The organism is Actinokineospora auranticolor (assembly GCF_041897805.1).
GTDB classification, from domain to species: domain Bacteria; phylum Actinomycetota; class Actinomycetes; order Mycobacteriales; family Pseudonocardiaceae; genus Actinokineospora; species Actinokineospora auranticolor.
Genome location: NZ_CP154825.1, coordinates 3,712,575 through 3,738,032, shown reverse-complemented (window position 1 = coordinate 3,738,032; position 25,458 = coordinate 3,712,575). Strand labels below are relative to the sequence as shown.

Here is a 25,458-nt window from a genome sequence, read left to right as displayed (position 1 = left end):
GCGCACCGCCTCGGTAGCGACAGGCTTGGACGAAGTGGTCCGGACGGCGGGTGGATCGACACGCGCCGCTCAGGTTCGAGGGTGGTGGAGCGGCGGTGGTGGGGCGAGTGGCCTCGGGTCGGCGGTTGAACGAGCCCATCAACGCACATGGGGCACCGCCGCGGTGGGGGCTGGTAGGTGGCCTGTTCGGACTAGGTGGTCTACGTAGCGGTGCAGGAGGGCCGGGTCCGCGGGTGGGCAGATGATGTCGGCGTTGGCCAGGTGGGTGTTGGTGGTGGCGCAGTCGAACTCGCGGAGGCGGAGGTCTGGGGTTGGGCCGGAGGCGGCGGCGATGGCGGCCAGGGCGGGGTTGTTCGATTCCGCTACCGCTGTGAGGAGGGCGGTGTACCACTGGGCGTAGGTGACTTCCTCGACCTGGTAGCCGTGGTCGCGGAGGGTTTGGGCGATCTCGGATGAGCTGATGGTGTTGGCGTTGTAGTAGTGGAAGTCGCGGTTGTGTGCCGATGGTTGTCGTGTCAGGTGGCCGATTGCGGTGGCTACGTGGTTGACCGGGGCCATGTCCTCGGCGACGTCGAGGTCGGGGGTCACGCCCAGGGTGGTGATCGCGCGTAGTTCGCCTGCGAACAGGTCGGTGCCGGAGCAGGCGCCGGTGCGGCTGTCGCCGGTGACGCGGGCCGGGCGGTGGATGGTGACCGGTAGACCAGCGCCCCGCGCGGCGCGGACGAGGGTGTCCGCTACCCACTTGGTTTGTTCGTAGCCGCGGTCCAGTTGCTCGGGCTGGTCCGGCAGGTCGGCTTCGGTGACGGTTCCTGCCAGGTGCAGCGGGTACACGCCTAGTGTCGACACGAAGTGCACTGGTGTGGCGCCGTGGCGGGTGGCTAGGCGGAGTACCTCTAGTGTGCCGGAGACGTTGGCGGCTTTGAGTTCCGCGTAGGACTGTGCGAAGTGGACGGTACCGCCGCAGTGGATGATCGTGTCGACAGTGCGGGAGAGGGCGTCGAAGCGGGGCTCGTCGAGGCCGAGGCGGGGGAATCCCAGGTCGCCGGGTAGTGGCACGATGCGTTCGGTGGCCGACGGTGTCCAGAGGTCGTAGGTTCGCAGTGCGTGTTCGATCCGGCTCAGGGCTTCGGGTTCGGAGTTGGCGCGTGCCAGGCAGTAGACCGTCGCGGTGGTGTGTTCCAGGGCGTCGGCGAGCAGGTAGGCGCCGAGGAAGCCGGTCGCGCCGGTCAGCAGGATCGAGGTGGGAGCGCAGGCTCGGTGCATCGCGTCCGGGGTGGGCGTGGGACGGATGTCGGCGGGGAGTGTGGCCTCTGCGCGTAGGTCGACGTGCGCGGCGGGAGAACGGTGGTCGATGATGGCGGCGAGTTCGCCCAGCGATGACGCGTCGAAGACGGCGCGTAGGGGGATGTCGATGCCCAGGGCCAGGCGGACTCGGGTGATCATGCGGGCGGCCAGCAGGGAGTGGCCGCCCAGGTCGAAGAAGTTGTCGTCCTCGCCGACGGAGTCGACGTCGAGCAGGGCGGCCCATTCAGTGGCCAGGACGCGGGCGGTGGCCGAGCGCGGGGGTGTGGTGGAGGTGGGGCGCCGCGCCGGGGCCGGGAGGGCGGTGAGATCCAGTTTTCCGTTGTGGGTCAGGGGAAAGGCGGCAATGCCGACGAACTCGGTGGGCACCAGGTACTCCGGCAGCGAGGCGCGCAGCGTCGCTCGTAGGTCGACCGGGTGGTCCGGGATGACGTAGGCCACGAGTCGGTCGTCCCGGGCGATGACCAGGGCGTCGGTGACGTCCGGGTGCGTCCGGCAGGCCGCCTCGATCTCGGCGGGCTCGACGCGGTGTCCGCGGACCTTGACCTGACGGTCCACCCGGCCGAGGAACTCCAGCGTGCCGTCCGGACGCCATCTGGCCAGGTCACCGGTGCGGTACATCCGCGACCCCGGCGGACCGAACGGGTCCGCCACGAACCGCTCGGCGGTGAGGTCGCCGCGGCCGAGGTAGCCGCGGGCGAGGGTGTCCCCGCCTAGGCACAGCTCGCCCGCCAGGCCGGTGAGTGCGGGGCGTAGGTGGTCGTCGAGGACGTATGCGCGCACGTGCGGTAGCGGCTTACCGATTGGCAGGCGTGCGCCGGGGTCGTCGCCGACGGTGGTGTGCAGGGTGGCGCAGACCGTCGCCTCGGTGGGGCCGTAGTGGTTGACCAGCGTCGCGCCGGTCATCGCCACCCACTCCCGCACGGCGGCGACGTCGACGGCGTCGCCGCCGACCATCATGGTCCGTAGTGGCGAGGGGCCTGGGACTCCGGTGGCGGCCAGGTCGTCCACCCATTTGCGCCATAGCGGCGCGGCGGTGTCGACCATGGTGATCCCCTGGTTCGTGCACAGTCGCAGCAGGTCGGCGCCGGTCAGCGCGGCCGGGTCGTGGCACAGGACCAGGGCCGAACCGCTGATCAGGGCGGGGAACACGTCGCCTGCGGAGGCGTCGAAGGTCAGCGGCGGGATCATCAGCACGCGGTCGTCGAGGCTGAACGGGTGCGCGTCGGCGAAGGCGGTGGCGAGGTTGGCCAGCGTGCCGTGCTGGACCGCGACACCCTTGGGCGTCCCGGTCGAGCCGGACGTGTAGATCACATACGCGAGGTGGTCGCGGTCGAGATCGACCGGCGGCGGTGTGTCGCGTTCGTCGGTGCCGACCGCGAGCACCGGACCGGTGAACCCGGGGAACGCCGCCGGGCGGTCGGTCACCAGGACCGCGGGGATGGCGTCGGCGAGCAGCGCGGCCAAGCGGTCGGCCGGGTGCGCGGGGTCGACGGGCAGGTAGGCGCCGCCCGCCGCGTGAATCCCGGTGATGGCCACGACGGCCTCGACGCTCGCGGAGTGCCCGAGCGCCACGATCGTCTCCGGTCCGACCCCGTGCTCGCGCAGCCGCCACGCCAGGTCGTTGGCCCGGCGGGCCAACGAGCCGTAGGTCAGCACGTTGTCGCCGTCGACCACCGCGACGGCCTCGGGAGTCGACGCCGCCCGCGCGGCGATCAGGCCGGGTACCAGCGGCGCGGGCTTGAAGTCCCCGCCGGTGGTCATGGCGCGTTCCGCGGCGGTGGTCAGGTCGACGTCGTGGACGCGGGTGTCCGGCGCGGCGACGACGGCGGCGGTGAGCCGGGCGAACCGGTCCGCGAACGACTCGATGGTCGACCGGTCGAACAGCGCGACGTCGTACTCGAGGTCCACGACGATCTCGTCGCCGGTGTCGACGGCGGCGACCGTCAGGTCCATCTTCGCGGTGCCGGACATGACGAACTCCGGCTCCGACACCTCCGCCCCGGCCAGCTCCAGCCGGGCGGACGGCGTGTTGGTCACGGTGAACCCGGTCTGGAACACCGGCGCGTGCCCCTGGCCCCGCGACGGCGCCACCTCCGCGACGATCCGCTCCAGCGGCACGTCGGCGTAGCTCATCCCGTCCAGCGCCACGTCCCGCACCCTGGCCACCAGCTCGCGGAACGTCGGGCCGCCCGCCAGCGAGGTGCGCAGCGGGATCGTGTTGACGAACAGGCCGACCAGCGGTTCCACGTCCGGGTGGGACCGTCCCGTGACGGCGGTGCCCACCACGACGTCGTCCTGACCGGTGTAGCGCGCCAGCAGCGCCTGGTACGCGGCGAGCAGCACCATGAACACCGTGCCGCCCAGCTCCGGCAGCGCCGCGCGGATCGCCGCCGCGGGCATGGTGTGCCGGTGCACGGCGCCGTCGAACGACTGCGTGGCGGGTCTGGGCCGGTCGGTCGGCAGGGCGAGCAGCTCGGGCGCGCCGCGCAGGGTGTCCACCCAGTACTGGAGAGACAGTTCGCCGAGCGGGCTCTCCGCCTCTTTGAGTTGCTCGCGGGTGAACTCGTCGTACGTCAATGGAAGCGGCGGCAGCTCGGGTGATTCCCCGCGGGTCAAGGCGGCGTAGGCGACGCCGAGTTCGGCGAACAGCACGGCCTGGGACCAGCCGTCGGTCACGATGTGGTGCAGCGTGATCATGACGTGGTGATCGTCGTCGGCGCGGCGTAGGACGAGGACGCGCAGGAGCGGGCCGGTCGACAGGTCGAACGGGCGGCGCGCCTCGTCGCGCATCAGCCGCCCGGCGTCGGCAGGGTCCACCGTGATCACCCTGAAGTCCGCGGAACCGTTGGGGCGCACGATCTGCACCGGTTCGCCGTCGTGGTCCGCGAAGACCGTGCGCAGCGCGCCGTGCCTGGCGACGAGAACGTCGACCGCGGCGCGCAGCGCCACCAGGTCGAGCGGGCCGCGCACCCGGACCGCGGCCGGGACGTTGTACAGCGCCGAGCCCGGGTACAGCGAGTCGAGGAACCACATCCGCCGCTGCGCGAAGGACTGGGGCGCGGTTTCCGTCACAGTGCCACCTGTTCGCGGACGAGTGCGCGCACCATCGCCTCGCGGACGGACGCGGGCAACTCGCTCGCGAACCGGCGCAGGTAGGCCGAGGCGTGGTCGCGGTTGGCGGTGAGGAACGGGAAGTCCGTCGGCACCATGTGCCGGATCGCCAGCAGCGGCACGGGGCTGCGCAGCGGGCGGAACTCCGGGTTCCACAGGCCGCCCTTGTCGGGCGGGCCGTCGTGGAACTCGCCGATCATCAGGCCGCGGTCGACGTAGTCGGACTTGAGCGCCTCCTGCGAGCCGTCGATCATCCGGTCGACGTCCTCGGTGCGCAGGTCGGGGAACAGCACCAGGATCGTGGTCAGCTGGGCCGGGCCCGCCGAGGTCGGCGCGAGTTCGAGGAACCAGTCCCGGTACGGCAGCACCGCGTCGGCGACCGCGCGCGGGTCGGCCGGTCTACCGGGGTAGACGGTCAGGTAGAACCGGCCCCGGTCCAATGAGGACTGGACGAACGGGCACACGCTGCCCCGCCTGCCCAGGCTCTCGTGCGGCCGGGTGAGGTACTGCCGGGCCCAGTCCAGGACTGTGCGCAGCGGCGCCCGGTAGGGCGTCATGGACGGCGGGAGGAGGTCGTCCTCGATATCGCCGACCTCGAGCAGGATCCGCTCGGGGTCGTTGGCACTGGTGAGCATCATTTCCCCTGGCGCGACAAACGGTGGATCAGAAGGGTTCCGGCGGCGGCGGTCGCGCAGGCGAGCCAGGCCAGGGTCGCGTTCTGCCTGCGGGAGCGGCGCAGCGCCTCGGCGTAGGGCGTCGTGGTGTGCGAGATCATCGTGTAGAGCGGCACCCACCGGCGGCCGAGCAGCCGGTTGAGCGCGAGGTCGGCCTTCTTGCGGGCGAGGAACAGCGGCGACGACAGCCGGTCGCGCAGCTCGACGAAGTTCGCCGCGGACAGGTCCGCCAGCACGTCGGTGTCCGCCTTGCGGATCGCCTGGTACTCGGCGAACGCGGCGGCGTGGTCGGCCGCGTTGCGGTCGAGGCAACCGTCGAGGATCACGCAGTCCTCGAACGCGGAGTTCATGCCCTGCCCGTAGAACGGGTAGACGGCGTGGCAGGCGTCGCCGAGCAGCACGACCCGGCCGCGCCAGTGCCACGGCGCGGTGCGCACGGTGACCAGGTGGCCGGTGGGTTGACTGAGGAACTGCTCGACCACGTCCGGGACCAGCCCGGTCAGGTCGGGGAACCGTGCGGTGATCATGGCGCGGACCGCGTCGGGGGTGCGGAGCGCGTCGAAGCCGCCGGGGCCGGTCAGGGGGAGGAAGATCGTGCCGGTGAGCGAGCGGTCGGCGTTGGGGTGCGCGACGACGAGGCCGCCGTCGGCGGGCCACACGTGCAGCGACTCCGGGTCCGCGCGCCGGTCACCGGGCGCCCCAGCCGCGATGGACAGTTCCTTGTAGCCCCAGGGCAGGAACTCCTGGTGGTAGTCGGCCGGTTCGCCGCGCTGCATCCGCGCCCGCACGGTGGAGAACGCGCCGTCGGCGCCGATGACGGTGCCCGCCTCGACCACCGCCCCGTCCTCGAACCGCAGGGTCACGGCGCCGTCCGCCTTGTCGAGGTCGGCCAGCCGCGCGTCGAAGCGCAGCGCGACACCGGCGGACTCGGCGGCGTCGAGGAGGACGACGTTCAGGTCGTGGCGGAGCACCGAGCGCAGGATCTGGTCGTCGCTGGTGCCGTACGGGTGGTAGCCGAGGTCGCCGTCGGGCAGGTGCACGACCCGGCCGCGCATGGGCGCGGCGTGCGCGAGCACCCGGTCGAGGAGACCGGCGTGCCGCAGGGCGTTGATCCCCCGCTGCGACAGTCCCAGGTTGATCGAACGCCCCTCGTCGCCCGCGCCGAGCCGCGGGTCGGGTCGGCGCTCGAACACCCGTACCCGGTACCCGCGCCGCGCGAGCAGCACCGCCATGAGGCACCCGGACAACCCGGCCCCGACCACGGCGACATCCCGGATATCCCGACCGCCCGAGGCATCCGGCGATCCCGCACCCATTGACGCCCCTCTCCTCCGTACGACGCGCCACCCGCGTGCGGTTCCTCGGAAGTATCCATGAGCGACGCCCAAACAGATTGCTCCGATAATTGGAATCGCATTGCCCTTTTCGGCCTAGCGCGCGGATTTCGGGCGGGAGTGGTGCGCGACCATTCGGCCGACGAGGACCGACGGGGCTCCCGGCCCGACAGTCGGCCTTTCGGCTCTGACCTGGGTGTCGAGGGAACGACCGTCTCGGACTGGCCGGTCCGGTTAGCCAAGATGGGGGAACACGCAGGCAGCAGAGCCCCAAGCGGGGGCGGGTGTGCCGCGCGACACCTTCGGGCGGACCTCGGGGACGCCCGGGATGGCCTCGCGTCCACCCCGGGCGCCACCGCGCCGACCCGGGCGTTTCCACGAATCGCATTCACGTGTCGGGTCGGGACTCGACCGGGTTTCGACCATTTCGGCGACGCGCCGCGGCTATACCGGGCGCCGTGCGGATATGCGGAAACTTTGACCCCTAAAGAGACCGGGAATTGTCACCGGGCCGAAGTCCGGCGGCGGGTGACGCGGGCTTTGGTGCCGTGTTTCGGGACGAGGACGATGTTGCGCATGGTCTGGGGTTCGTCGCGGGGGTGGGTGGGGTGGATGTCCACCTGGCGCAGGACGGTCCGGAGGATGACGTCCATCTCCACCTGGGCGAGGACGGCGCCGAGGCACCGGTGGACGCCGCCGCCGAAGGGGAGGAAGGCCTTGGTGGGGACGGCCGGGTCGAACCAGCGCTCGGGGTCGAAGGTGTGGGGGTTGGGGCCCCAGGTCTCCGGGTCGGTGTGCAGGGCCGCGAGGGAGGGCCAGACGAAGGTGCCCGCGGGGATTCGGTGGCCGCCGAGATCGGTGGGTCGGGTGGTCTTTCGGCCGACGTTGTAGCTGACGGGGCGGAGGCGGAGGGTTTCCTTGATGACGGCGGTCCGGTAGTCGTCCTTGTCGTCGTCCAGGCCGTCGCGGAGTCTGGCCAGGACGGCGGGGTGGCGCAGCACTCGTTCGAACATCCAGGCGGAGGCTACGGCGGTGGTCTCGTAGCCGCCGGTCAGCAGGGTGAGGAGTTCGACGCGGACCAGGTCATCGTCCGGTTCGCCGTCGAGGAGCATGGCGAGGACGTCCGGGCGGGCGTCGCGGTCCGGGTCGGCGCGGCGGCGCGCGATCTCCTCGTACAGCAGGGTGTCCGCGTGCTCCAACGCCTCGACGGCGCGGCGCCAGGGGCCGTGGTCGGCGAGGCGGGGCCAGGTCCACATGAGCATGTCGAGGACCTTCACGTCGATGACCCGGTGCAGCGCCTTGATCAGCCGCTCCGCGCGGGCGGGGTCGTCGACACCGAGCACTACTTTGACGATGACGCGGAGGGTCAGCCTGCGCATGCCCTCCACCAGCTTGAACGTCCTGCCGACCGGCCAGGAAGCGACCTCGTCCGAGGCCAGTCGCTCCATGATGGACACCGCGCGGGCGACGCGTTCGCCGTGCAGTGGCGGGGTCATGCGGCGGCGTTCCCGGCGGTGCGGTTCGCCGTCCAAGGCGAGGACCGTGCGGGCGCCGAGCAGCGGGACGAAGAGGGCGTTGTTCTCCGCGACGGGGAACAGGTCCGGGCCGCCCAGTGCCACTCTGCGGACGTCCGCCGGATCGCAGAGCACGACGACCTCACCGAGCGGGGCGGTACGTATGAGGAACGTGTCGCCGTACCTGCGTTGCAGTGCCGGGAAATACGTGTTCCGACTCCCCCACACCCGAACCGACTGGTAGGCCAGGGGCGCGCGCGGGCCGGGTGGCAGGGACTCGCCGGGGCCCGGGATCGGGCGCCGGATGTCGGGCTTCCAGTTCCGCAGCCGATCGACGACGGAGGTCACCGCGATCACGTCCAGCCCGGGAAGTAGGGGTCGACCCGGAACGCTGGGACCGGAACCGCGTTCGCGGGGTCCAGGGCGTTGAGCACGTGCAACCACGCGCGCTCGTTGTAGATGATGCTCGCGTGCTCCGAGTAGTCGTCCGGGCAACCGTCCTGGAGCAGGATGTTGGTGACGTTGTCGCCGTCCAGGAAGGCCCTGGTGTACGGGGTGACGATCTGGTCGTGCTCGGTCATGATCACGGTGTAGGCGGGACCGGGTCGCGTGTCGCCGTCGCCGTAGATCAGCTCGACGGTCTCCGAGCCGACCGCGCCCTGGTCGGCGAGCGGGAACAGCTTGCGGGACAACAGGTGGTACGAGCGCGGGAACACGTTGCGGAACACCCACGTGAGGGTGCTGAACGACACGCCGTGGTTGGAGGGGGCGATGGAGATGGCCTTGTCCACGTCGGGATAGCCCTCCAGGACGTTGAGGTAGTACTGCATCAGCAGTCCCCCGCCACCGGAGTGGCCGACCAGGTCGACCTTGTCCACACCGGTCAGTTCCTTGATCCGCTCGACCTCCTCCGCCAACTGCTCGGCGCTGTGCCGCAGGTCGGCGTTGCCGCAGAACGGGACGTCCAGCGTGCCCGCCCACTTCGGCCTGCCCCAGTTGAAGGTGAACACGCAGTACCCGTGGTTGCGCAAGAACGGCGCGCCCGCCTGGAAGTTGAACGACTGGTTGGACATGAACGCGTGCAGCAGCAGCACCGGGCGCGGGTGCTCGGGCGTCGGCGCGAAGTGCGGGTCGTTGGCGCCCGGCGGCGGTTTGCTCGGCGTCCACCACGCGCGGACGCCCGCGCGCATGTCCCACGGCACCGGTAAGGCGCCCGTGCCCGGCCGACTCCCCGGTCCCTGCTCCTCGGTCATGGTGTTCCCTTCGGTGCGCCCGGCTCAGGCCGGGAGGTCGTATCGCATGGGGGCGAGGTTGCCGCGGCGGACGACCGCGCGCGGCGCGTGCTTGATGGCGAGGTCGCGCAGGGCGACCGCGAGCGGGTTGGCCAGTTGCTCGACGCGGCTGAGCCGCCGGGACGCGGCGACGAGCGCGCGGACCCGGTCTCGGCGGGCGCGCTCGTACGCACGCAGCCCGGTGACCGGGTGGTCGGCCGCCGCGAGCGCGTGGGCGAGGTGGTAACCGTCCTCGATGGCCGAACCGGCGCCCTGGCTGAGGCTGGTCAGCATCGGGTGCGCGGCGTCGCCGACGAGCGTGACCGGTCCCTCGCCAGGCTGGTCGCGGAACGCGCGATCCTGGGCCGGTACCGCGACGATGTCCTCCGGCGGCGTGCGCCGGACGATGTCGACCACCTCCGGCGCCCAGCCGTCGAAGCAGCGCAGGACCTCCGGCTTGCCGCCGCTCCGGCGCCCGGCGGGGACGTTCATGGTCCCCCACCAGTAGGCGTCGCCGCCGCCGATGTCGAGCAGCCCGAACCGCTTGCCGCGGCCCCAGTAGTGCGCGGCGGCGCCCGGGGGCAGGTTCGGGTGGGTGAACGGCACGGTCGCGATCCAGCACACGTAGCCGTACTCGTTCACCGGTTCCGGCCCGAACAGCTGACCGCGCACCACCGACCGGATGCCGTCCGCGCCGACCAGCACGTCCGCCGACCGCATCCGCCCGTCGAGGGTGATCGCGGTGACCCCACCGGCCACGCGGTCGAACCCGACGACGTTCGCGCCGTAGTGGACCGCCGTGTCGCCGAGCGCGGCCCGCAACGCCGTGATCAGGTCGTGCCGACGCACGTTGACCACCGGCGCGCCCAGTTCGACGGCGATGGACGCGATCGGCAGCTCCCGCATCGGCTTGCCGGACGGCGTGCGCAGGCTGAACCGCTCGCACACCCGCCCGACACCGGACGCGGCGAGGTCGACCCCGAGCGCGCGCAGCACCTTCGAGGCGTTGCACGCGACACCGAGCCCGCCGCCGGACGTGCGCTCCCCCGGCGCGGACTCCAGCACCTCCACCTCGATCCCCCGCGCGCGCAACGCGAGGGCCGCGGTGAGGCCGCCGACACCCGCGCCGACCACGATCGCCTTCACCCCGCCACCACCGAACCGCTCGGCACCGGGTCCGTGCGGAACTGGCGCCGGATGACCGCGTCGAGCGCGCGGTCCGGCAGCAACCGGGCCGCCAGCGACGCTGCCCACGAGTCCGGGCCCACGCGGTACCGGGTGCGGGGTCGCCGAGCCGTCATGGCGTGCACGACCGCGCGGGCCACGGCCTCGGGCCGGGTCCGGCTCTCCCGGGCGCGCTTGTCGTTGAGCGCGACGAACTCGGCGAACCGCGCCCGGTACCGCGCGGCCACCTCGTCGGGCACCCCGTCCAGCGCGCGCTCGGCGCCGGTGGCCACCTTCGACCAGATGGGCGTCATCACCGCGCCGGGCTCGACGACCGAGACCGACACCCCGAGCGGCGCCACCTCGCGGCGCAACGCGTCCGAGACGCCCTCCTTGGCGAACTGGGACGCCGCGTACGCGCCGAGGTAGGGCGCGGCGACCCGGCCGATGCCCGAGCTGATGTTGACCACGCGCCCGTCGTGGCCGCGCAGCAGCGGCAGCAGCCGCTGGACGAGGGCGATCACGCCGACGACGTGCACCTCCAGCTCGGCGCGCAGGTCCTCGAGCGGGACGCACTCCAGTGGCGCGGTCACGCAGATGCCCGCGTTGTTCACCAGCCCGCGCAGCCCGCCGTACTCCGCGCGCACCAGCTCGCCGACCGCGCGCACGGACTCGTGCGAGGTGACGTCCAGCGTCACCGGCCGCAGCCGGGGGTGGACCCGTGTGAGACGTTCAGCGCTCGCCGCCGACCGGACCCCGGCCAGCACGGTGTGCCCGGTGTCGGCCAGGGCCAGGGCGGTGACTTCGCCCAGGCCCGAGGACGCACCGGTGATCAGCACTGGCTCGTTCATGGTGCCCTCCCGGGGTCACAGGGCGGCGAGAACTGTCCACAGGGCCCGGTCGGCGATGAGCTCCGCCCGTTCCCCGGTGACCGCGCCGTCCACGTAGGTGAAGTTCCAGTGCAGCGAGTCGTGGCTGGTGTTGACCGTCGCCACCAGGTAGCCGCTGATCGAGATCCCGGCGGCGAACTGCGCGCCGGACAGCCGCCACCCGCCGACGCGGTCGGGGAAGGCGTAGCGGCCGACGTTGGACAGGCACACGTTGCCCGGCCCCACGCGGTCGACCATCGCCACGGCCTTCGCGCTCTCCCCCACCGAGCGCGGCGACAGCAGCCGCAGCATCGACACGAGCGCCAGGTGGTGGTGGAACCGCCTGCTGCGCTTGAGGGTCCGGAACGCGCCACGCGCGGCGGTCCACAGGTCGATGGCGGGCCCGACGCGGATGTAGGACGGCACGGTCGCGACGTAGGCGCCCGCGTCACCCGGCTCGACCGGTGGGACGAGTTCGGCGCGGAAGTCGACCGGCGACCCGATGGACACCCGCAGCGTCTTCGCGGTCGGTTCGACGCTGGCGACCGCGACGGCCATGGCGGTGGCCAGGGCGCTGTGCACGGTGACGCCCTCGGCGCGGCACCGGTCGGTCAGCCGCGCGAGTTGCTCGGCGTCGAGTTCCCGGCGGATGAGCCGCGAGCGCCTGCGTTCGGGGGCGACCGGGGTGACCGGCGCGAGCCGCCGGGGTCGGGCGACGGCGGTCGTGATCCGGTCGGCGACCACCGACGCCACCAGGTGCGCGGTGCGCGGCACGCCGTTGATCCGGCGCGGCAGCAGCTCCTCCGGTGGCGGCAGCGGCGCGCGGGTGCGGGCCGGTTCGACGGCCGCGGCGCGGGACCGCCCGGTCGCGGCCAGTTCGACCAGCCCGCGCAGCAGGGCCAGCGCGGTCGTGCCGTCGGCGATCACGTGGGACACCGTCAGGATGAGGTCGTGGGTCTCCTCCGCGCTGCCCGGCGCGCCGCGCGCGACGTCGACGACGCGGGCCAGCGGCCCGGACCGCCAGTCCAGCGGCTCGACGAGTTCCACGTCGTCGACCTCCCGCTCCCACCGGTCGACGTCGAGCCGGTCCGCGCACACCGTGCGGAGGGGCAGGCGGTCGTGGCGGGCGCCGACGAAGCACGGGTGGCTGCCGTCGGGGTCGGCGTCGATGGCCACGCGCAGCAGCGGGTGCTCCTCGGCCAGCCGGGCGCACGCGCGGGCCAGGTCGTCGCGGGTGCACGCGCCCTCGACGCGCACGCGGGCGACGACGTTGAGCGGGGACAGCTGGTCGCACACCCAGTACCAGCGCTCCATCGGGCTCAGCCGCCGCCGGATCCGGCGCGGGTTCGCCCTGGTGGTCGTGGGCCTCGTGGTGGTCTCGGTCATCCCGCCACCTCCATCTCGATCGGGTTCGCCGTGTCCGCGCGCTCCAGCGCGGCGCCCAGGTGCCCGGCGAGGACCCGGGCGTGCGGGGCGGTCATCATGGACAGGTGGTCGCCGGGCACGCGGTGGGCGCGCACGGGCCGGTCGGTCCAGTGCTGCCAGCCGTTGGTGGGGCTGTCGGCCACGCCGCCGAAGCGGCGGTGCGCGTCGGCGAGCCCGCTCGGCGGTTTGTCGGCGGCGCGCAGCAGGAGCAGGTCGGGTGGGACGCTGGTGACGCGGTAGTCGACGGTGGCGCGGTAGTGGGCGCGGAAGACGTCGAAGAGCCTGCGCAGCAGTCGTGGTGAGCCGTCGTGGGGCAGCACGCCGAGGTCGACGGACCTGGTGAACAGGGTGTCGAAGAGCCGGTCGGTGTCCGGTTCGGACAAGTCGAGCCGGGTTTCCGCGGCGCCGGTGGTGGACCAGAGGAGTTCGCGGAAGAAGAGTTCGACGAGTTCGCGGTCGTCGATCAGGGCTCGGGGTCCCTCGCCGAGCGCGACGGTGTCGAGGAGCGTGACCGAGGCGAGGGCGGCGTGGCCGAGTTGGCGGGCGATCTCGATGGCGACGTACCCGCCGAAGGACCAGCCCGCGAGGTGGAACGGCCCTTCGGGGTGGACGCGGCGGATGGCGTCGATGTAGGTCGCGGCCAGGGCTTCCATGGTGGACAGCGGGGTGGTGCCGGGTTCGGCGCCGGGTGCCTGGAGGCCGTGGACGGGTCGGCCCGGGGGCAGGTGGTCGACTAGTTCGCGGTAGCACAGGACGGTGCCGCCGATGGGGTGGATGAGGAACAGCGGCGTCCGGTCGCCGGTCTCGCGCAGCGGCACGACCGGGTCGAAGCCGGTCCCGGAGCCGTCCCGGCGGATCAGGGTGGCGAGGTCGCGGGCGGTCGGCGCGGCGCGGAAGGCGCGCAGCGGGATCTCGACGCCCCAGCGGCGGGCGACGGTCATGGCGACCCGGGTGGCGCCGATCGAGGTGCCGCCCGCCGCGAAGAACTCCGCGTCGACGGCGAGGGCGTCCACTCCGGCGAACTCGGCCAGCACCGCCGCGACCGATCGCTCCAGTTCGTCGCCTGACGCCGACCCGGGGGTGGCGGGCGCGCGCAGCGCGGCGTCGTCGCGTTTGCCGCTCGGCGTGCGCGGGATGGCGTCGACCAGGTGGAATCGCGACGGAACCAGGTGCGCGGGCAGTACCTCCGCCAACGCTGCCTTGATCGCCGTGACGTCGATGTCGCCGACGAGGTACGCCTCCAACACCGAGTCCGCGCCGCCGAGCGCGCGGGCCACGACCGCGACCTCCTCGACACCGGGGAGCGCCAGGACGGCCAGCTCCACTTCGGCGGGTTCGACCCGGTAGCCGCGGACCTTGACCTGGCCGTCCTGCCGTCCGAGGCAGGCGATGGTCCCGTCGGGCAGGGCGATGCCGAGGTCGCCGGTGCGGTAGCGGACCCGGCCGCCCGGCCCGGCGACGAACCTCCGCGCGGTGAGCCCGGGTCGGTTCTCGTAGCCCCGCGCCACGCACGGGCCCTCCACGTAGATCTCGCCCCGCACCCCCGGCGCCACCGGCGCCAACCGCTCGTCGAGCAGCACCACGGTCGTACCCGTGATCGCGGTCCCGATCGGCGGCAGCGACGGGTACTCGGCATCGGACAACGGGTGCGCGGTGACGACATGGGTCTCGGTCGGCCCGTACTGGTTCTCCAGCGTCCGGCCCGCGCACAGCTCCCGGATCTCGGGGGTGATCCGCAACTGCTCCCCCGACGACACGATCGTCCGCAGCGACGCGGGGGCACCGCGCCCGGCGGCGGCCTCCGCAAGGGCTTGGAGCGCGACATACGGCAGGAACACGCGGTTGACGCCGTCGAGGGCGTCGAGCAGGGCCGGGATGTCCCGGCGGGCCTCGTCGTCGATGACGCGCAGGGTTCCGCCGCCGCAGAGGGTGGAGAAGATCTCCTGGAACGACACGTCGAAGCCGAGCGGGGCGAACTGGGCGGTCACCGCGCCGACGGCCCCGGTGGGGCGGCGGTTCTGCCACGCGATGAGGTTGGTGAGGGCCCGGTGCGGGAGCGCGACGCCCTTGGGTTCGCCGGTGGAGCCGGAGGTGAACAGGACGTACGCGGTGTCCTCCGGGTGCGGCCGGGGCAGCGGGACGACCTCGGTGGGCGCGGCGAGCAGCGGTGCCGGGTCGGTGATGGTCGACCAGGGGCGGGCGATGTCGGCCATGGCGCGCGACCGGGCCGCCGGGTAGGACGGGTCGAGCGGCACCACGGCGGCACCGGCGCGGAGCACACCCAGCACGACCGCGACGAGCTCGGCCGAGCGGGGCAGGCTGAGCGCGACCCGCGCGCCGCGCGGCAGGCCCCGGTGGAGGAGGTTCTGGGCGACGGTGTCGGCGGCGGTCGACAGCGCGCGGTAGTCCCAGGTCCCGCCCGCGTCGACCACCGCGGTGGCGTCCGGTCGCACGGCGGCGACGTGCGCGACCTGGGTGGCGACGTCGTCGGCCTGGGCCGCGGCGAGGTCGACGGCGCGATCGGGGTGGCGCACGATCTCGGCCAGCGCGGCGATGAGGGCCTGCCCGAACCGGGCGCACTGGTCCGCGCCGAGGGTGTCCGCGCTGACGCGGAGGAACAGGCCGCCGCGCGGGTCGAGGACGGCGGTGGTGAGGAGCGCGAAATCGGTCTCCTCGCGCACGGTGACATCCACCAGCTCGATCTCGACCAGGACCGCGTCGAAGGCGTGGTAGTCGACGAAGTTGAACGCGGTCTCGAACACCGGTCCGCCGCGTTCGGCCACCAGGTCGCTGATCGGGTACCGGCGGTGCGGCACGGCCTCGCGCTCCCAGCGGACGACGTGCGTCACCACGTCCCGCCAGGTCTTCGGCGCGTTGTCGACGCGCACGGGCACGGTGTTGAGGAACAGCCCGGCGCAGCGGTCGGCGTCGGCGCGGTCCGGGCGGGTGTGGGTGACGCAGCCCGTCACCACGTCGTCCACTCCGGACAGAGCCCGCAGCGCCAGGCAGTGCGCGGCCAGCAGCACCGACTTCACCGGCACCCGCGATGCCCTGGCGAACCGGTCGACGCAGCCCTCCAGCCAGGCCGGGACCGCGACGACCCGGTCGCGTCCGGGTTCGGTGATCACGTGGGCGCGGGTGGATTCGATCGTGGTCGGTTCGGCGCCGTCGAGGACGCGTGCCCAGAAGGCGCGGGTGGCCGGGTCCTGGCGGGCCGCGCGTTCGGCGTGGGCGTGGTCGGCGAGCAGGGCGGTCGGGAGCGGACCGGGTTCGGCGGCGATGTCGGAGCTCAGGTGCGCGAGGTAGTCGGCGAGGAGGTCGCTGACCAGGGTGGCGACGCTCCAGCCGTCGAGGATGGCGTGGTGGAAGTGGAACACCAGGTCGGCCTCGCCGTCGCGGACGAACACGCGCGTGCCGTGCAGCGCGGTCGGTGGGCCGTCGTCCAGCAGCGGGTAGCGGGTGCGGTGGCGCCCCTCCAGGTACGCCTCGACATCGCCCGCGTCGGTGATCTCCAGTGTCTCGGGCAGGTCCGGGAACACGACCTGCAACGGCGTGGAGCGGCAGGTCAGGTCGAAGGTGGAGCGCAGGGCCGGTTGCGACCGAACCATGCGGCGGTGGGCGTGCCGGAAAGCGTTTTCGTCCCAGGGCATGCGCAGCCGGTAGTGGAAGACGTCCTTGTAGCGCGGTGAATCGGCGCTGTGCAGGCTGTGGAAGAGCATGCCCAGTTGCAGGCGGGACGCGGGGAACGCGTCCTCGGCAGCGCGCAGCGCGGGTCGGTCGAGCAGCGGGACGAGGTCGAACGGCTCCCGCGCGGGTGCGGGGGTGTGCGTGCCGATCCGGGCGGCGAGCCCGGCGATGGTTGGTTGCGCGTAGAAGTGGTCGATGTCGAAGGCCAGGCCGCGGTTCTCGGCCTCGGTGCGCAGCCGCAGCACCAGGATCGAGTCGCCGCCGACGGTGAAGAAGTCGTCGTGCACGTTGAACCCGGACGTCCCGAGCACCTCGGCCCACACCTCCGCCAAGGCGCGCTCGATCGGGTCGGACGGCTCACTGCCCGCCGCGCGGTGCCGCACGGCCGGGAGTGCGGCACGGTCGACCTTGCCGTTGCGGGTCAAGGGGAACCTGGGAACCGGGATGAACTCGGAGGGCACGAGGTAGGGCGGCAGCCACTGGCCCAGGATGTCCACAAGGGACTTCACCAGGCCGGTGTCGCCTTCGTCCCGCGGAACGACGTAGGCGACGAGCCGGGTGCCCTCCTCCGGGAGCACGACCGCCGCTTGGACACCGGGGCAGCGGGTCAGCGCCGTCTCGACCTCGCCGAGTGACACCCGGTTGCCCCGCACCTTGACCTGGTCGTCGGTGCGCCCCAGGTACTCCAGTGTCCCGTCGGCCAGCCACCGGGCCAGGTCGCCGCTGCGGTAGCGGCGGCCCAGCTCGGCGTCGACGGCGAATACCTCGTCGGTGCGGGCCCGCTGCCCCAGGTAGCCCCGTGCGACCGCGACACCAGCGATGGTCAGCTCCCCGGGGACGCCGATCGGGCAGCGGCGGCCGAGCGGGTCCAGCACGAGCAGCGCGGTGTTGTCGATCGGCCTGCCCAGCGGGACACGGGTGATCGGGCCGGTGGCGGGGACGTCGTGGGCCGAGACATCGATGGCCGCTTCCGTTGGCCCGTACAGGTTCACCAGCTCGACGCCCGGCAGCGCCGCGCGGAACCGCAGCGCCAGCTCCGGGCTCAGCGCCTCGCCGCTGGCGAACACCCGGCGCAGGGTGCGGACCTGGTCGGGCGCGGTGCGGACGTGGTCGAGGAACGGGCCGAGCATCGACGGTACGAAGTGGACGATCGTCACACCGTGCCGGTGGATGGCGGCGCCGAGCGCGCGGGGGTCGCGCTCGGCGCCCACGGCCGCCACCACGACGCGCGCCCCGGCCTGGGCCCACCACAGCAGCTCCCAGACCGACACGTCGAAGGTGGCGGGGGTCTTGTGCAGCACGACGTCGTCGGCGCCGAGCGGGTAGGCGCGCTGCGCCCACGCGAGCCGGTTGACCACCGACCGGTGCTCGACCATCACGCCCTTCGGCACGCCGGTGGACCCCGAGGTGTAGATGACGTACGCGAGGTCGTTCGGGTTCGTAGCGCTGTCAACGGGTTCGGCCTCGGTGGCGTCGACGGTGACGTGCTCGATGCCGAGTTCGGCGAGCAGGTCGGCGAAGTCGTCGCCCGCGATGGCGACGCGGGCGCGGCAGTCGGCGAGGATCGTGCGGACGCGGGCGGGCGGGTAGGTCGGGTCGATCGGCACGTACGGGGCACCTGCCGCGTGCACGGCGTGGACAGCGATGAGGTGTTCGGTGGAGCGCGGGAGGAGGATCGGGATGGGGCCGGTGCCGTCGAGTTCACGCGCGAGACCCGCGACGCGGCGGGCGAACTCGTCGTAGGTGAGGGTGGTGCCGTCGGCGGCGATGACAGCGGTGCGGTCGGGGACGCGGGCCGCCTGGTAGGCGAAGAGCCGGTCGAGCGTGGTGTCGGCGTGGGTGGCGGTCGACGGCTGTTCGAACGCGCCGAGCCTGGCGGACTCGTCGGAGGTGAGGACCGGTAGCGACTTCAGGGGCTGGTCAGGTGCCTTGAGCGCTTCGGTCAGCAGGACGGTGACGTGCCCGATGGCGGCCTCGACGGTGAAGTCGTCGTCGAAGATGTCGTCGGCGTAGAAGACGTCGACCTCCAGCGAGCCGTCGGCGTCGTCCTCGCGGACGACGATGTTGACCGCGTCCAGGGAGTAGCCGGAGGACAGCACGGTGCCGTCGGCGGAGGAGCCGGGGATGTAGGAGTAGGTGACGTCGAACAACGCGCGTCCCGGGTGGCCTTCCTCGGGCAGCGCGGAGAGCAGGTCGCCGAGGGTGAACCGCTGGCGGGCCGTGAGGTCCCAGACGCCGTCGCGGACCCGGTCGGCGAGGTCGAGGAGGGACAGGTCCTCGTCGACCGGGACGTGCAGCGGGAGGATGTTGGTGACGTCCGACATCGTCGCCAGCTCTTCCGGCGTCGCGCGGTTGAGCAGCGGCACGCCGAGCACGATGTCGCCTTCGCGGTGCAGGCGCCGCAGGTAGACCGCGAGCGCGGCGGCGGTCACGGAGAACACCGACCGCCCGGTGTCGCGCGCTTTCGCCGCGGCCTCAGCGGGGATCCGGGTGGACCAGCGGCGGCGCCGGTGTTCCCGCACGGTCGACGTCCGCCTCAGCAGCGCGGGTTCCAGGTCGGCGGTGGCGGCGACGAGCGCGTCCCGGTCGGCGCGCCAGTCGGCGGAGACCCGGTAGTCCTGGTCGGCGGCAGCGAGGTCGAGGCAGCTCGGCGCGGGCTCGAAGTCCCGTTCGCCCCGGTAGCGGCGGCGGATCTCGTCCAGCGCCAGGTTGATGCCCCAGGCGTCGGCGACGACGTGGTGGAAGCGGCAGTACACGATCAGCGAGTCGCGGTCGTCGAGCAGGATCGCGGTCCGCACCAGTTCGCCGTCCAGCGGGATGACGGTCGCGGTCGTCCGCTCGATCCAGTCGAGGCACGCCCGCACCGGGTCCACGCAGTCCATAAAGGACACGACTTCGATCTCACCGTAGTCCGCGACCGCGCGCTGGGTCATCTCCCCGCTGTCCACGCGCAGCCGCATCGCGTCGTGGCGGTCTGCCGTGGCGCGAACGGCCGCACGCATCCGTTCCACGTCAACGGGTCCGGGGACGCGCAGGTAGCCGCTGGGTTGAGCGAGCGGGAGATCCGGGTAGGCGAGCGCGGTGGTGGCGACATCGCGCTGGTAGCGGGTCAACGGTACGACCTCGGCCCGTGGCGTGTGGGCCGTCTCGGCCGGGGCGATGAGGGTGCGCAGGTGGGCGGCGAGCGCGGCCGGGGTCTTGTGGTCTAAGACGACGGTGGTGGGCAGGGGCAGGTCTGTGGCCTTCTTGAGCCGGTTGCGGAACTCGACGGCACCGAGGGAGTCGAACCCGATGGACTTGAAGTCCGCGTCCGGGTCGACCGCGTCCGGCGAGTCGTGCCCCAGCACCGTCGCCGCCACGCCGCGCACCAGGTCGAGCAGCTGGTCGGGCGCCAGTCCCGCGCGTTTCCGCGAGGTGCTCGCCGCGCGCCGGGTCGGGCGGGCGAAAGCACGCAGGACCGGCGGCAGGTCCGCGCCCGGTCGGATGTCGAGGCGGGCGGGGACGAGGGCGCCGCGGCCGTGGCGGAGGGCGGCGTCGAACAGGGCCAGGCCCTCGGCGGTGGACAGGGCGGCGAACCCGGTGCGGCGCAGGCGGGCGTGGTCCTGGGCGTCGAGGTGGCCGGTCATGCCGGAGCCGTCGGCCCACAGGCCCCAGGCCAGGGTGGTGGCGGGGAGGCCGCGTTGGCGGCGGTGCGCGGCCAGGGCGTCGAGGAAGGTGTTGGCGGCGGCGTAGTTGGCCTGGCCCGCCGAGCCCAGGACGCCCGCGGCGGAGGAGAACAGCACGAACGCGGCCAGGTCGTGGTGCCGGGTGACGTGGTGCAGGGCGATGGCGGCGTCGACCTTGGGCCGGAAGACGCGGTCGACGCGCTCGGGCGTCAGGTCGGTGGCGATCCCGTCGTCGAGGACCCCGGCCGCGTGCACCACGGCCGTGAGCGGGACGTCGTCGAGCAGGCGGGTCAGCGCGTCGCGGTCGGCCACGTCGACAGCGGCGATCGTGACGCGGGCGCCGAGCGCTTCGAGGTCGGCGGCGAGGTCGCCCGCGCCGGGCGCGTCGGGTCCTCGGCGGCTGAGCAGCAGGAGGTCGCGGATGCCGTGCGCGGTCACCAGGTGCCGGGCCAGCAGCGCGCCCAGGGTGCCGGTGCCGCCGGTGATCAGGACGGTGCCTGCGAGCGCGCGGGGCAGGGTCAGGGCGAGTTTGCCGGTGTGGCGGGCCTGCCCGAGGGTGGTGAGCGCGTCGTGGGTCTGCCGCACATCCCGGACCGACACGGGCAGCGGCCGGAGGGCGCCGGATACGAACAGGGGCAGCAGTTCCGCGTACACGGCCCGGGTCTCCTCGGGTCCGTCGAGGGTCAGGTCGAACGCGGTGTACTCGATGTCCGGGTGGTCGGCCGGGTCGCGCGGGTCGGTCTTGCCCAGTTCGACGAACCGACCGCCGGGCCGCAGCAGCGCCAGCGAGGCGTCGACGAACTCCCCCGCCAGGGAGTCCAGCACGACGTCCACGCCCGGGAAGCGGTCGCGGAAGGCGGTGGTGCGGGAGTCGCCGATGTGGTCGTCGTCGAACCCGAGGTCGCGCAGCACCGGCCACTTCGGGGTGCTCGCGGTGGCGAACACCTCCGCGCCGACGTGCCGGGCGAGTTGGATCGCCGCCATCCCCACGCCACCCGTGGCGGCGTGCACCAGGACCCGATCGCCGGGACCGAGCCGGGCCAGGTCACGCAACGCGCGGAACGCGGTGAGGAAGGCGGCGGGCATGGTGGCGGCCTGGGCGGCGGACCAGGTCGCGGGGTAACGCGTGAGGTAGCCGTGGTGGCGGACCACGAGCGGGCCGACACCGAGGAACGTGCCCGCCACGTGGTCGCCGACGGCGAGCGCGGTGACGTCCGGGGCCACTTCGACGACCACGCCCGCGCCCTCGTTGCCGAGGTCGACGTCCGGGTCGGGGTAGCGGCCGTAGGAGATCATCACGTCGCGGAAGTTGAGACCGACGGCGCGCACCGCGATCCGCACTTCGCCCGGCCCCAGCGGTCGGGACGCCTCGGGCCAGGCGGTGAAGGCCAGGTTCGCGGCGTCGAGGGTGCCATCGCCCTGGGTGCGCAGCCGCCAGTCGGGGGTGGTGACGCGGTCGAGGCCGCCGATGGCGTGCCGGTCGGCGCGGGCGACGCGCGGGACGAGGAGCGTGCCGCGGCGTACGGCGAGTTGAGGTTCACCGGCGGCGAGCAGGGCGGGGACGTGGTCGTGCCAGGTGTTCCGGTCGTCGAGGTCGGCGAGGACGATCCGGCCGGGGTTCTCGGTCTGCGCGCTGCGCAGGAGCCCCCAGACGGCGGCGTGGGTGAGGTCTGGGACGTCCTCGCCGTCGTCGGTGGCCACGGCGCGGTGGGTGAGGACGAGGAGGGTTTCGCGGTCCGAGTCGAGGAAGACGCGGACGACGTCGAGGACTTCCGTGACGGCCTGCCGTGCGCGTTCGGGGAGGTCGCCTGCGGGGGTGTCGAAGCAGCGGAGGACGGCGGCGCGGGATTCGGTGGGCCACGCGGCCCAGTCGATGTCGTTGGGGGCCGGGGTTTCCGCGCGTTGCCAGTCGAGGGCGTAGAGGGAGTCGGTGGTGGTCCGGAGGCGGTCGCGGGTGATGGGCAGCAGGGTCAGCGACTCGACCTCGCACACCGGCCTGCCTTCCGGGTCGGCAAGATGGAGGCGGTAGCGGTCGGGGCCGGTCTCCCGGATGTGGACGCGCAGCGCGGTGGCGCCGACGGCGTGCAGGCGGACCCCGGACCAGGAGAACGGGAGCCGAACGCAATCGGGGTCGGTGGCGGGGTCGAGGTACGCCAAGGCGTGCAGGGCGGCGTCGAGCAGGGCCGGGTGCAGGGCGAACCCTTCGGCGTCGGGGAGGGCGACCTCGGCGAACACCTCCTTGTCGCGTCGCCACACGGCCCGCAGTCCCTGGAACACCGGCCCGTACTCGTAGCCGCGCGCGGCCAGGCGCTGGTAGCTGTCGGCGATGTCGGCGGACTCCGCCTCCGGCGGCCAGGGACGGGAGTCCGGGGTGGGAATGGCTTCGGCGGTCAAGCTTCCCTCGGCGTGCTTTGTCCACTTGGGCCGGTCGCCTGGTGCGGTCTCGGGCCGGGAGTGCACGCGGAGTTCGCCGGAACCGTCGACGACGATCCGGATAGCCACGGTGTCGGTGATGACCAAGGGCTCGTGCAGCACCAACTCGGACAGGGCAGGCAGTCCGATCCGCTCCCCCACCCACAGCGCCAGCTCGGCCAGTGCCGCGCCGGGCAGCAGCACGACGCCGTTGACGGCGTGGTCGGCCAGCCAGGGGTGCGTGGACAACGACAACGTGCCGCCGAACTGGAATCCGTCGTGTTCGGGGTGGTCCTGCGCGGAGTCCAGCAGCGGGTGCTCGACCCCCTGGGCGCGGTGCGCGAGGTCGGGGGCCAGCCAGTACCGCGTGCGCTGGAAGGCGTACGTGGGCAGGTCGACCAGGGTTGGCCGGTGCTCGGCGAGGTACCGGGACAGGTCCAGCGGGCCGCCCGCGACGTGCGCCTCGGCGACGGAGGCGAACAGCCGCCGCGGGCCGCCCTGCTCGCGGCGGAGGCTGCCGACGACCACGCCGCGCTCGAGCGCGTCCTCGATGCCGTAGGTCAGCACGGGGTGCGCGCTGACCTCGATGAAGAACCGGTGCCCCCGCTCGTGCGCGAGGCGCACCGCGCTCTCGAACTCGACGGGCGCGCGCAGGCCGCGGTACCAGTAGGCGGCGTCGAGCGCGGTGCCGTCGAGCGGCGCGGCGGTCACCGTGGACAGGAACTCGACGTCGGCGGGCCGGGGCCGGATGTCGGCGACGGCGGCGCGGATGGCGGCTTCGAGGGGTTCGACGTGCGGGGAGTGCGAGGCGTAGTCGACGGGGACGCGGCGGGCCCGGATGCCTTCGAGGTCGCAGGCGCGCAGGATCTCGTCCAGCGCCCCCGCGTCGCCGGAGAGCACCGTGGCGCGGGGTCCGTTGACGGCCGCGACGCCGACGCGGTCCGACCACGGCTCGATCAGCCGGGTCGCGTCGTCGACGTCCAGCGGCAGCGACACCATGCCGCCGGTGCCCGCGATCGCCACGATCGCCTTGCTGCGCAACGTGACCACCGCCGCCGCGTCGCGCAGGCTCAGCGCCCCGGCGATGTGCGCGGCGGCGATCTCGCCCTGCGAGTGCCCGATCACCGCGGCGGGCCGCACGCCGAGGGACTCCCAGCAGCGGGCCAGCGACACCATCACGGCGAACAGGGCGGGCTGCACGACGTCCACGCGGTCAAGGGCGCCGGGTTCGCCGCTGAGGACGTCGAGCAGCGACCAGTCGACGAACTCGCCGAACGCGCGGTCGCACGCCTTGATCTGCTCGGCGAACACCGGGCTGGTGGCCAGGAGTTCGCTCGCCATGTCCGTCCACTGTGAACCCTGGCCGGGGAAGACGAACACGACCCCGCCTTCGGTGTCGGCCTTCCCGGTGACGGCACCCGTCAGGTCGCGGAGCCCCTCGACGGCCTCGGTGTGGTTGCCCGCGACGAGAACCGCCCGGTGGTCGAGGCGCGCGCGGTGAGCGGTGAGGGTGTGGGCGACGTCGACCAGGGACAGGGTCGGGTTGGCTTCGAGGTGGTCGGCGAGCCGGGTCGCCTGGTCGTGCAGCGCCGCCTCGGACTTGGCGGAGAGGACGAGCGGGACCACGGGGTCGGCGGCGCGGGTGGGGCGGGTTCGGCCGGGTGGGGCCTGTTCGACGATGACGTGCGCGTTGGTGCCGCTGATGCCGAAGGACGACACGGCCGCGCGGCGCGGGCGGCCGCGGTCCGGCCACGGGGTCGGGTCGGTGGGGATCTCGACGGTGCCCGCGGACCAGTCGACGGCGTCGGTGGCCCGGGTCAGGTGGCGGGTGCCGGGGACCTCGCCGCGCCGGATGGCCTCGACGACCTTGATCACGCCCGCGACCCCGGAGGCGGCCTGGGTGTGGCCGATGTTCGACTTCACCGAGCCGAGCAGCAGCGGGGTCGCCCGGGGCCGGTCGACGCCGTAGGTGGCGAGCAGGGCGCGGGCCTCGACGGGGTCGCCGACCCGGGTGCCGGTGCCGTGCGCCTCCACCAGGTCGACGTCCGCCGGGTCGAGGCCCGCGTCGGCGAGCGCGTCGAGGATGACCCGCCACTGCCCGGCCTGGCTGGGCGCGGAGAGGCCGTCGGAGGCGCCGTCCTGCCCGATCGCGGTGCCGCGCAGCACCGCGAGCACGGTGTGGCCGCGCCGGTGGGCCTCGGTCAGGGTTTCCAGGACGAGCACGCCCGCGCCCTCGGACACGCCGAACCCGTCGGCGTCGGCGGAGAAGGGTTTGCTGAGGCCGTCCGGGGCGAGCGCGCCGAGTGCCGAGAAGCCGACGAAGATGCTGGGCGCGCAGACCACGTTCGCGCCGCCGGCGAGCGCGAGGCCGCAGTCGCCCGCGCGCAGCGCCCGGACCGCGAGGTGGATGGCGGTCAGGGAGGAGGAGCAGGCGGTGTCGACGGTGACGGCCGGTCCCTCGAGTCCGAGGGTGTAGGAGACGCGGCCGGAGGCGACGCTGGGGGTGGTGCCGGTGGTGAGGTGCCCGGCGTGCTCGGGGTTCCCGGCGTAGACGCGGGGGCCGTATTCCTGGGCGACGACGCCGAAGTACACGCCGGTCCGGGTGCCGTGCAGGCCGGTCGGGTCGATGCCCGCGTGTTCGAGGGCCTCCCAGGAGGTCTCCAGCAGGATCCGCTGCTGCGGGTCCATGGCGAGCGCTTCCCGGGGGCTGATGCCGAAGAACGCGGCGTCGAAGTCGCCCGCGTTGTCCACGAAGGACGCGGCGCGGACGTACGTGCCGGTGTCGAGCGCGGCGAGGTCCCAGCCGCGGTCGGCCGGGAAGCCCGGTGTCGCGGCGCACCCGCCCGCCGCGATGAGGTCCCAGAGGTCGCTCGGCGAGGCCACGGTGCGCGGGTAGCGGCACCCGATGCCCACGACCGCGACCGGTTCCGGCTCGTTCCCCCATGAATGGCGCATGTGGCGGAAGGTAAGAACGGCGAGTTCGCGCACGGTTATGCGGATAGTTCGGCGAGTCGCGTAACCGGTGGG

At 73.2% G+C, this 25,458-nt stretch carries 9 protein-coding genes; all 9 read right to left on the bottom strand.

All coding sequences use genetic code 11. From position 1 onward, the window contains the following. Positions 1-138: 138 nt before the first annotated feature. The 9 genes from V5P93_RS16720 to V5P93_RS16680 all read right to left on the bottom strand — a co-directional run bounded on the left by V5P93_RS16720 (position 139) and on the right by V5P93_RS16680 (position 25,386). A complete protein-coding gene (locus tag V5P93_RS16720) occupies positions 139-4,377 on the bottom strand; it encodes a non-ribosomal peptide synthetase (RefSeq protein ID WP_104476650.1) in 4,239 nt (1,412 codons plus the stop codon). Then, complete coding sequence (locus tag V5P93_RS16715) at positions 4,374-5,051, bottom strand: DUF6875 domain-containing protein (protein WP_104476648.1); 678 nt, start codon at positions 5,049-5,051, stop codon at positions 4,374-4,376. Before V5P93_RS16715 ends, V5P93_RS16720 begins: the two co-directional genes overlap by 4 nt. Further along, a complete protein-coding gene (locus tag V5P93_RS16710) occupies positions 5,051-6,406 on the bottom strand; it encodes an NAD(P)/FAD-dependent oxidoreductase (protein WP_219823888.1) in 1,356 nt (451 codons plus the stop codon). The genes V5P93_RS16715 and V5P93_RS16710 overlap by 1 nt, the downstream gene beginning before the upstream one ends. A 521-nt stretch (positions 6,407-6,927) precedes the next feature. Then, positions 6,928-8,286, bottom strand: coding sequence for a cytochrome P450 (locus tag V5P93_RS16705; protein WP_181043291.1), 1,359 nt, complete (start codon positions 8,284-8,286; stop codon positions 6,928-6,930). A gap of 5 nt (positions 8,287-8,291) precedes the next feature. Continuing rightward, positions 8,292-9,191 (bottom strand): triacylglycerol lipase, encoded by a 900-nt coding sequence (locus tag V5P93_RS16700; RefSeq protein WP_104476643.1) that lies wholly within the window; start codon positions 9,189-9,191, stop codon positions 8,292-8,294. A gap of 24 nt (positions 9,192-9,215) precedes the next feature. After that, the gene (locus V5P93_RS16695; RefSeq protein WP_104476641.1) at positions 9,216-10,355 is read right to left on the bottom strand and encodes an FAD-dependent monooxygenase; all 1,140 of its coding nucleotides are present in this window, start codon (positions 10,353-10,355) and stop codon (positions 9,216-9,218) included. Beyond that, positions 10,352-11,224 (bottom strand): SDR family oxidoreductase, encoded by an 873-nt coding sequence (locus tag V5P93_RS16690; RefSeq protein WP_104476639.1) that lies wholly within the window; start codon positions 11,222-11,224, stop codon positions 10,352-10,354. The genes V5P93_RS16695 and V5P93_RS16690 overlap by 4 nt, the downstream gene beginning before the upstream one ends. A gap of 15 nt (positions 11,225-11,239) precedes the next feature. Continuing rightward, complete coding sequence (locus V5P93_RS16685; protein WP_181043290.1) at positions 11,240-12,628, bottom strand: short-chain dehydrogenase; 1,389 nt, start codon at positions 12,626-12,628, stop codon at positions 11,240-11,242. Then, the gene (locus V5P93_RS16680) at positions 12,625-25,386 is read right to left on the bottom strand and encodes a hybrid non-ribosomal peptide synthetase/type I polyketide synthase (protein WP_104476637.1); all 12,762 of its coding nucleotides are present in this window, start codon (positions 25,384-25,386) and stop codon (positions 12,625-12,627) included. The genes V5P93_RS16685 and V5P93_RS16680 overlap by 4 nt, the downstream gene beginning before the upstream one ends. Positions 25,387-25,458: the final 72 nt, after the last annotated feature.

What these genes read in the sequence shown, in the direction of transcription:
- V5P93_RS16715 (WP_104476648.1), bottom strand. Translation starts at nt 5,051, where the DNA reads ATGCTCACCAGTGCCAACGACCCCGAGCGGATCCTGCTCGAGGTCGGC.
- V5P93_RS16710 (WP_219823888.1), bottom strand. Translation starts at nt 6,406, where the DNA reads ATGGGTGCGGGATCGCCGGATGCCTCGGGCGGTCGGGATATCCGGGAT.
- V5P93_RS16700 (WP_104476643.1), bottom strand. Translation starts at nt 9,191, where the DNA reads ATGACCGAGGAGCAGGGACCGGGGAGTCGGCCGGGCACGGGCGCCTTA.
- V5P93_RS16690 (WP_104476639.1), bottom strand. Translation starts at nt 11,224, where the DNA reads ATGAACGAGCCAGTGCTGATCACCGGTGCGTCCTCGGGCCTGGGCGAA.
- V5P93_RS16685 (WP_181043290.1), bottom strand. Translation starts at nt 12,628, where the DNA reads ATGACCGAGACCACCACGAGGCCCACGACCACCAGGGCGAACCCGCGC.
- V5P93_RS16680 (WP_104476637.1), bottom strand. Translation starts at nt 25,386, where the DNA reads ATGCGCCATTCATGGGGGAACGAGCCGGAACCGGTCGCGGTCGTGGGC.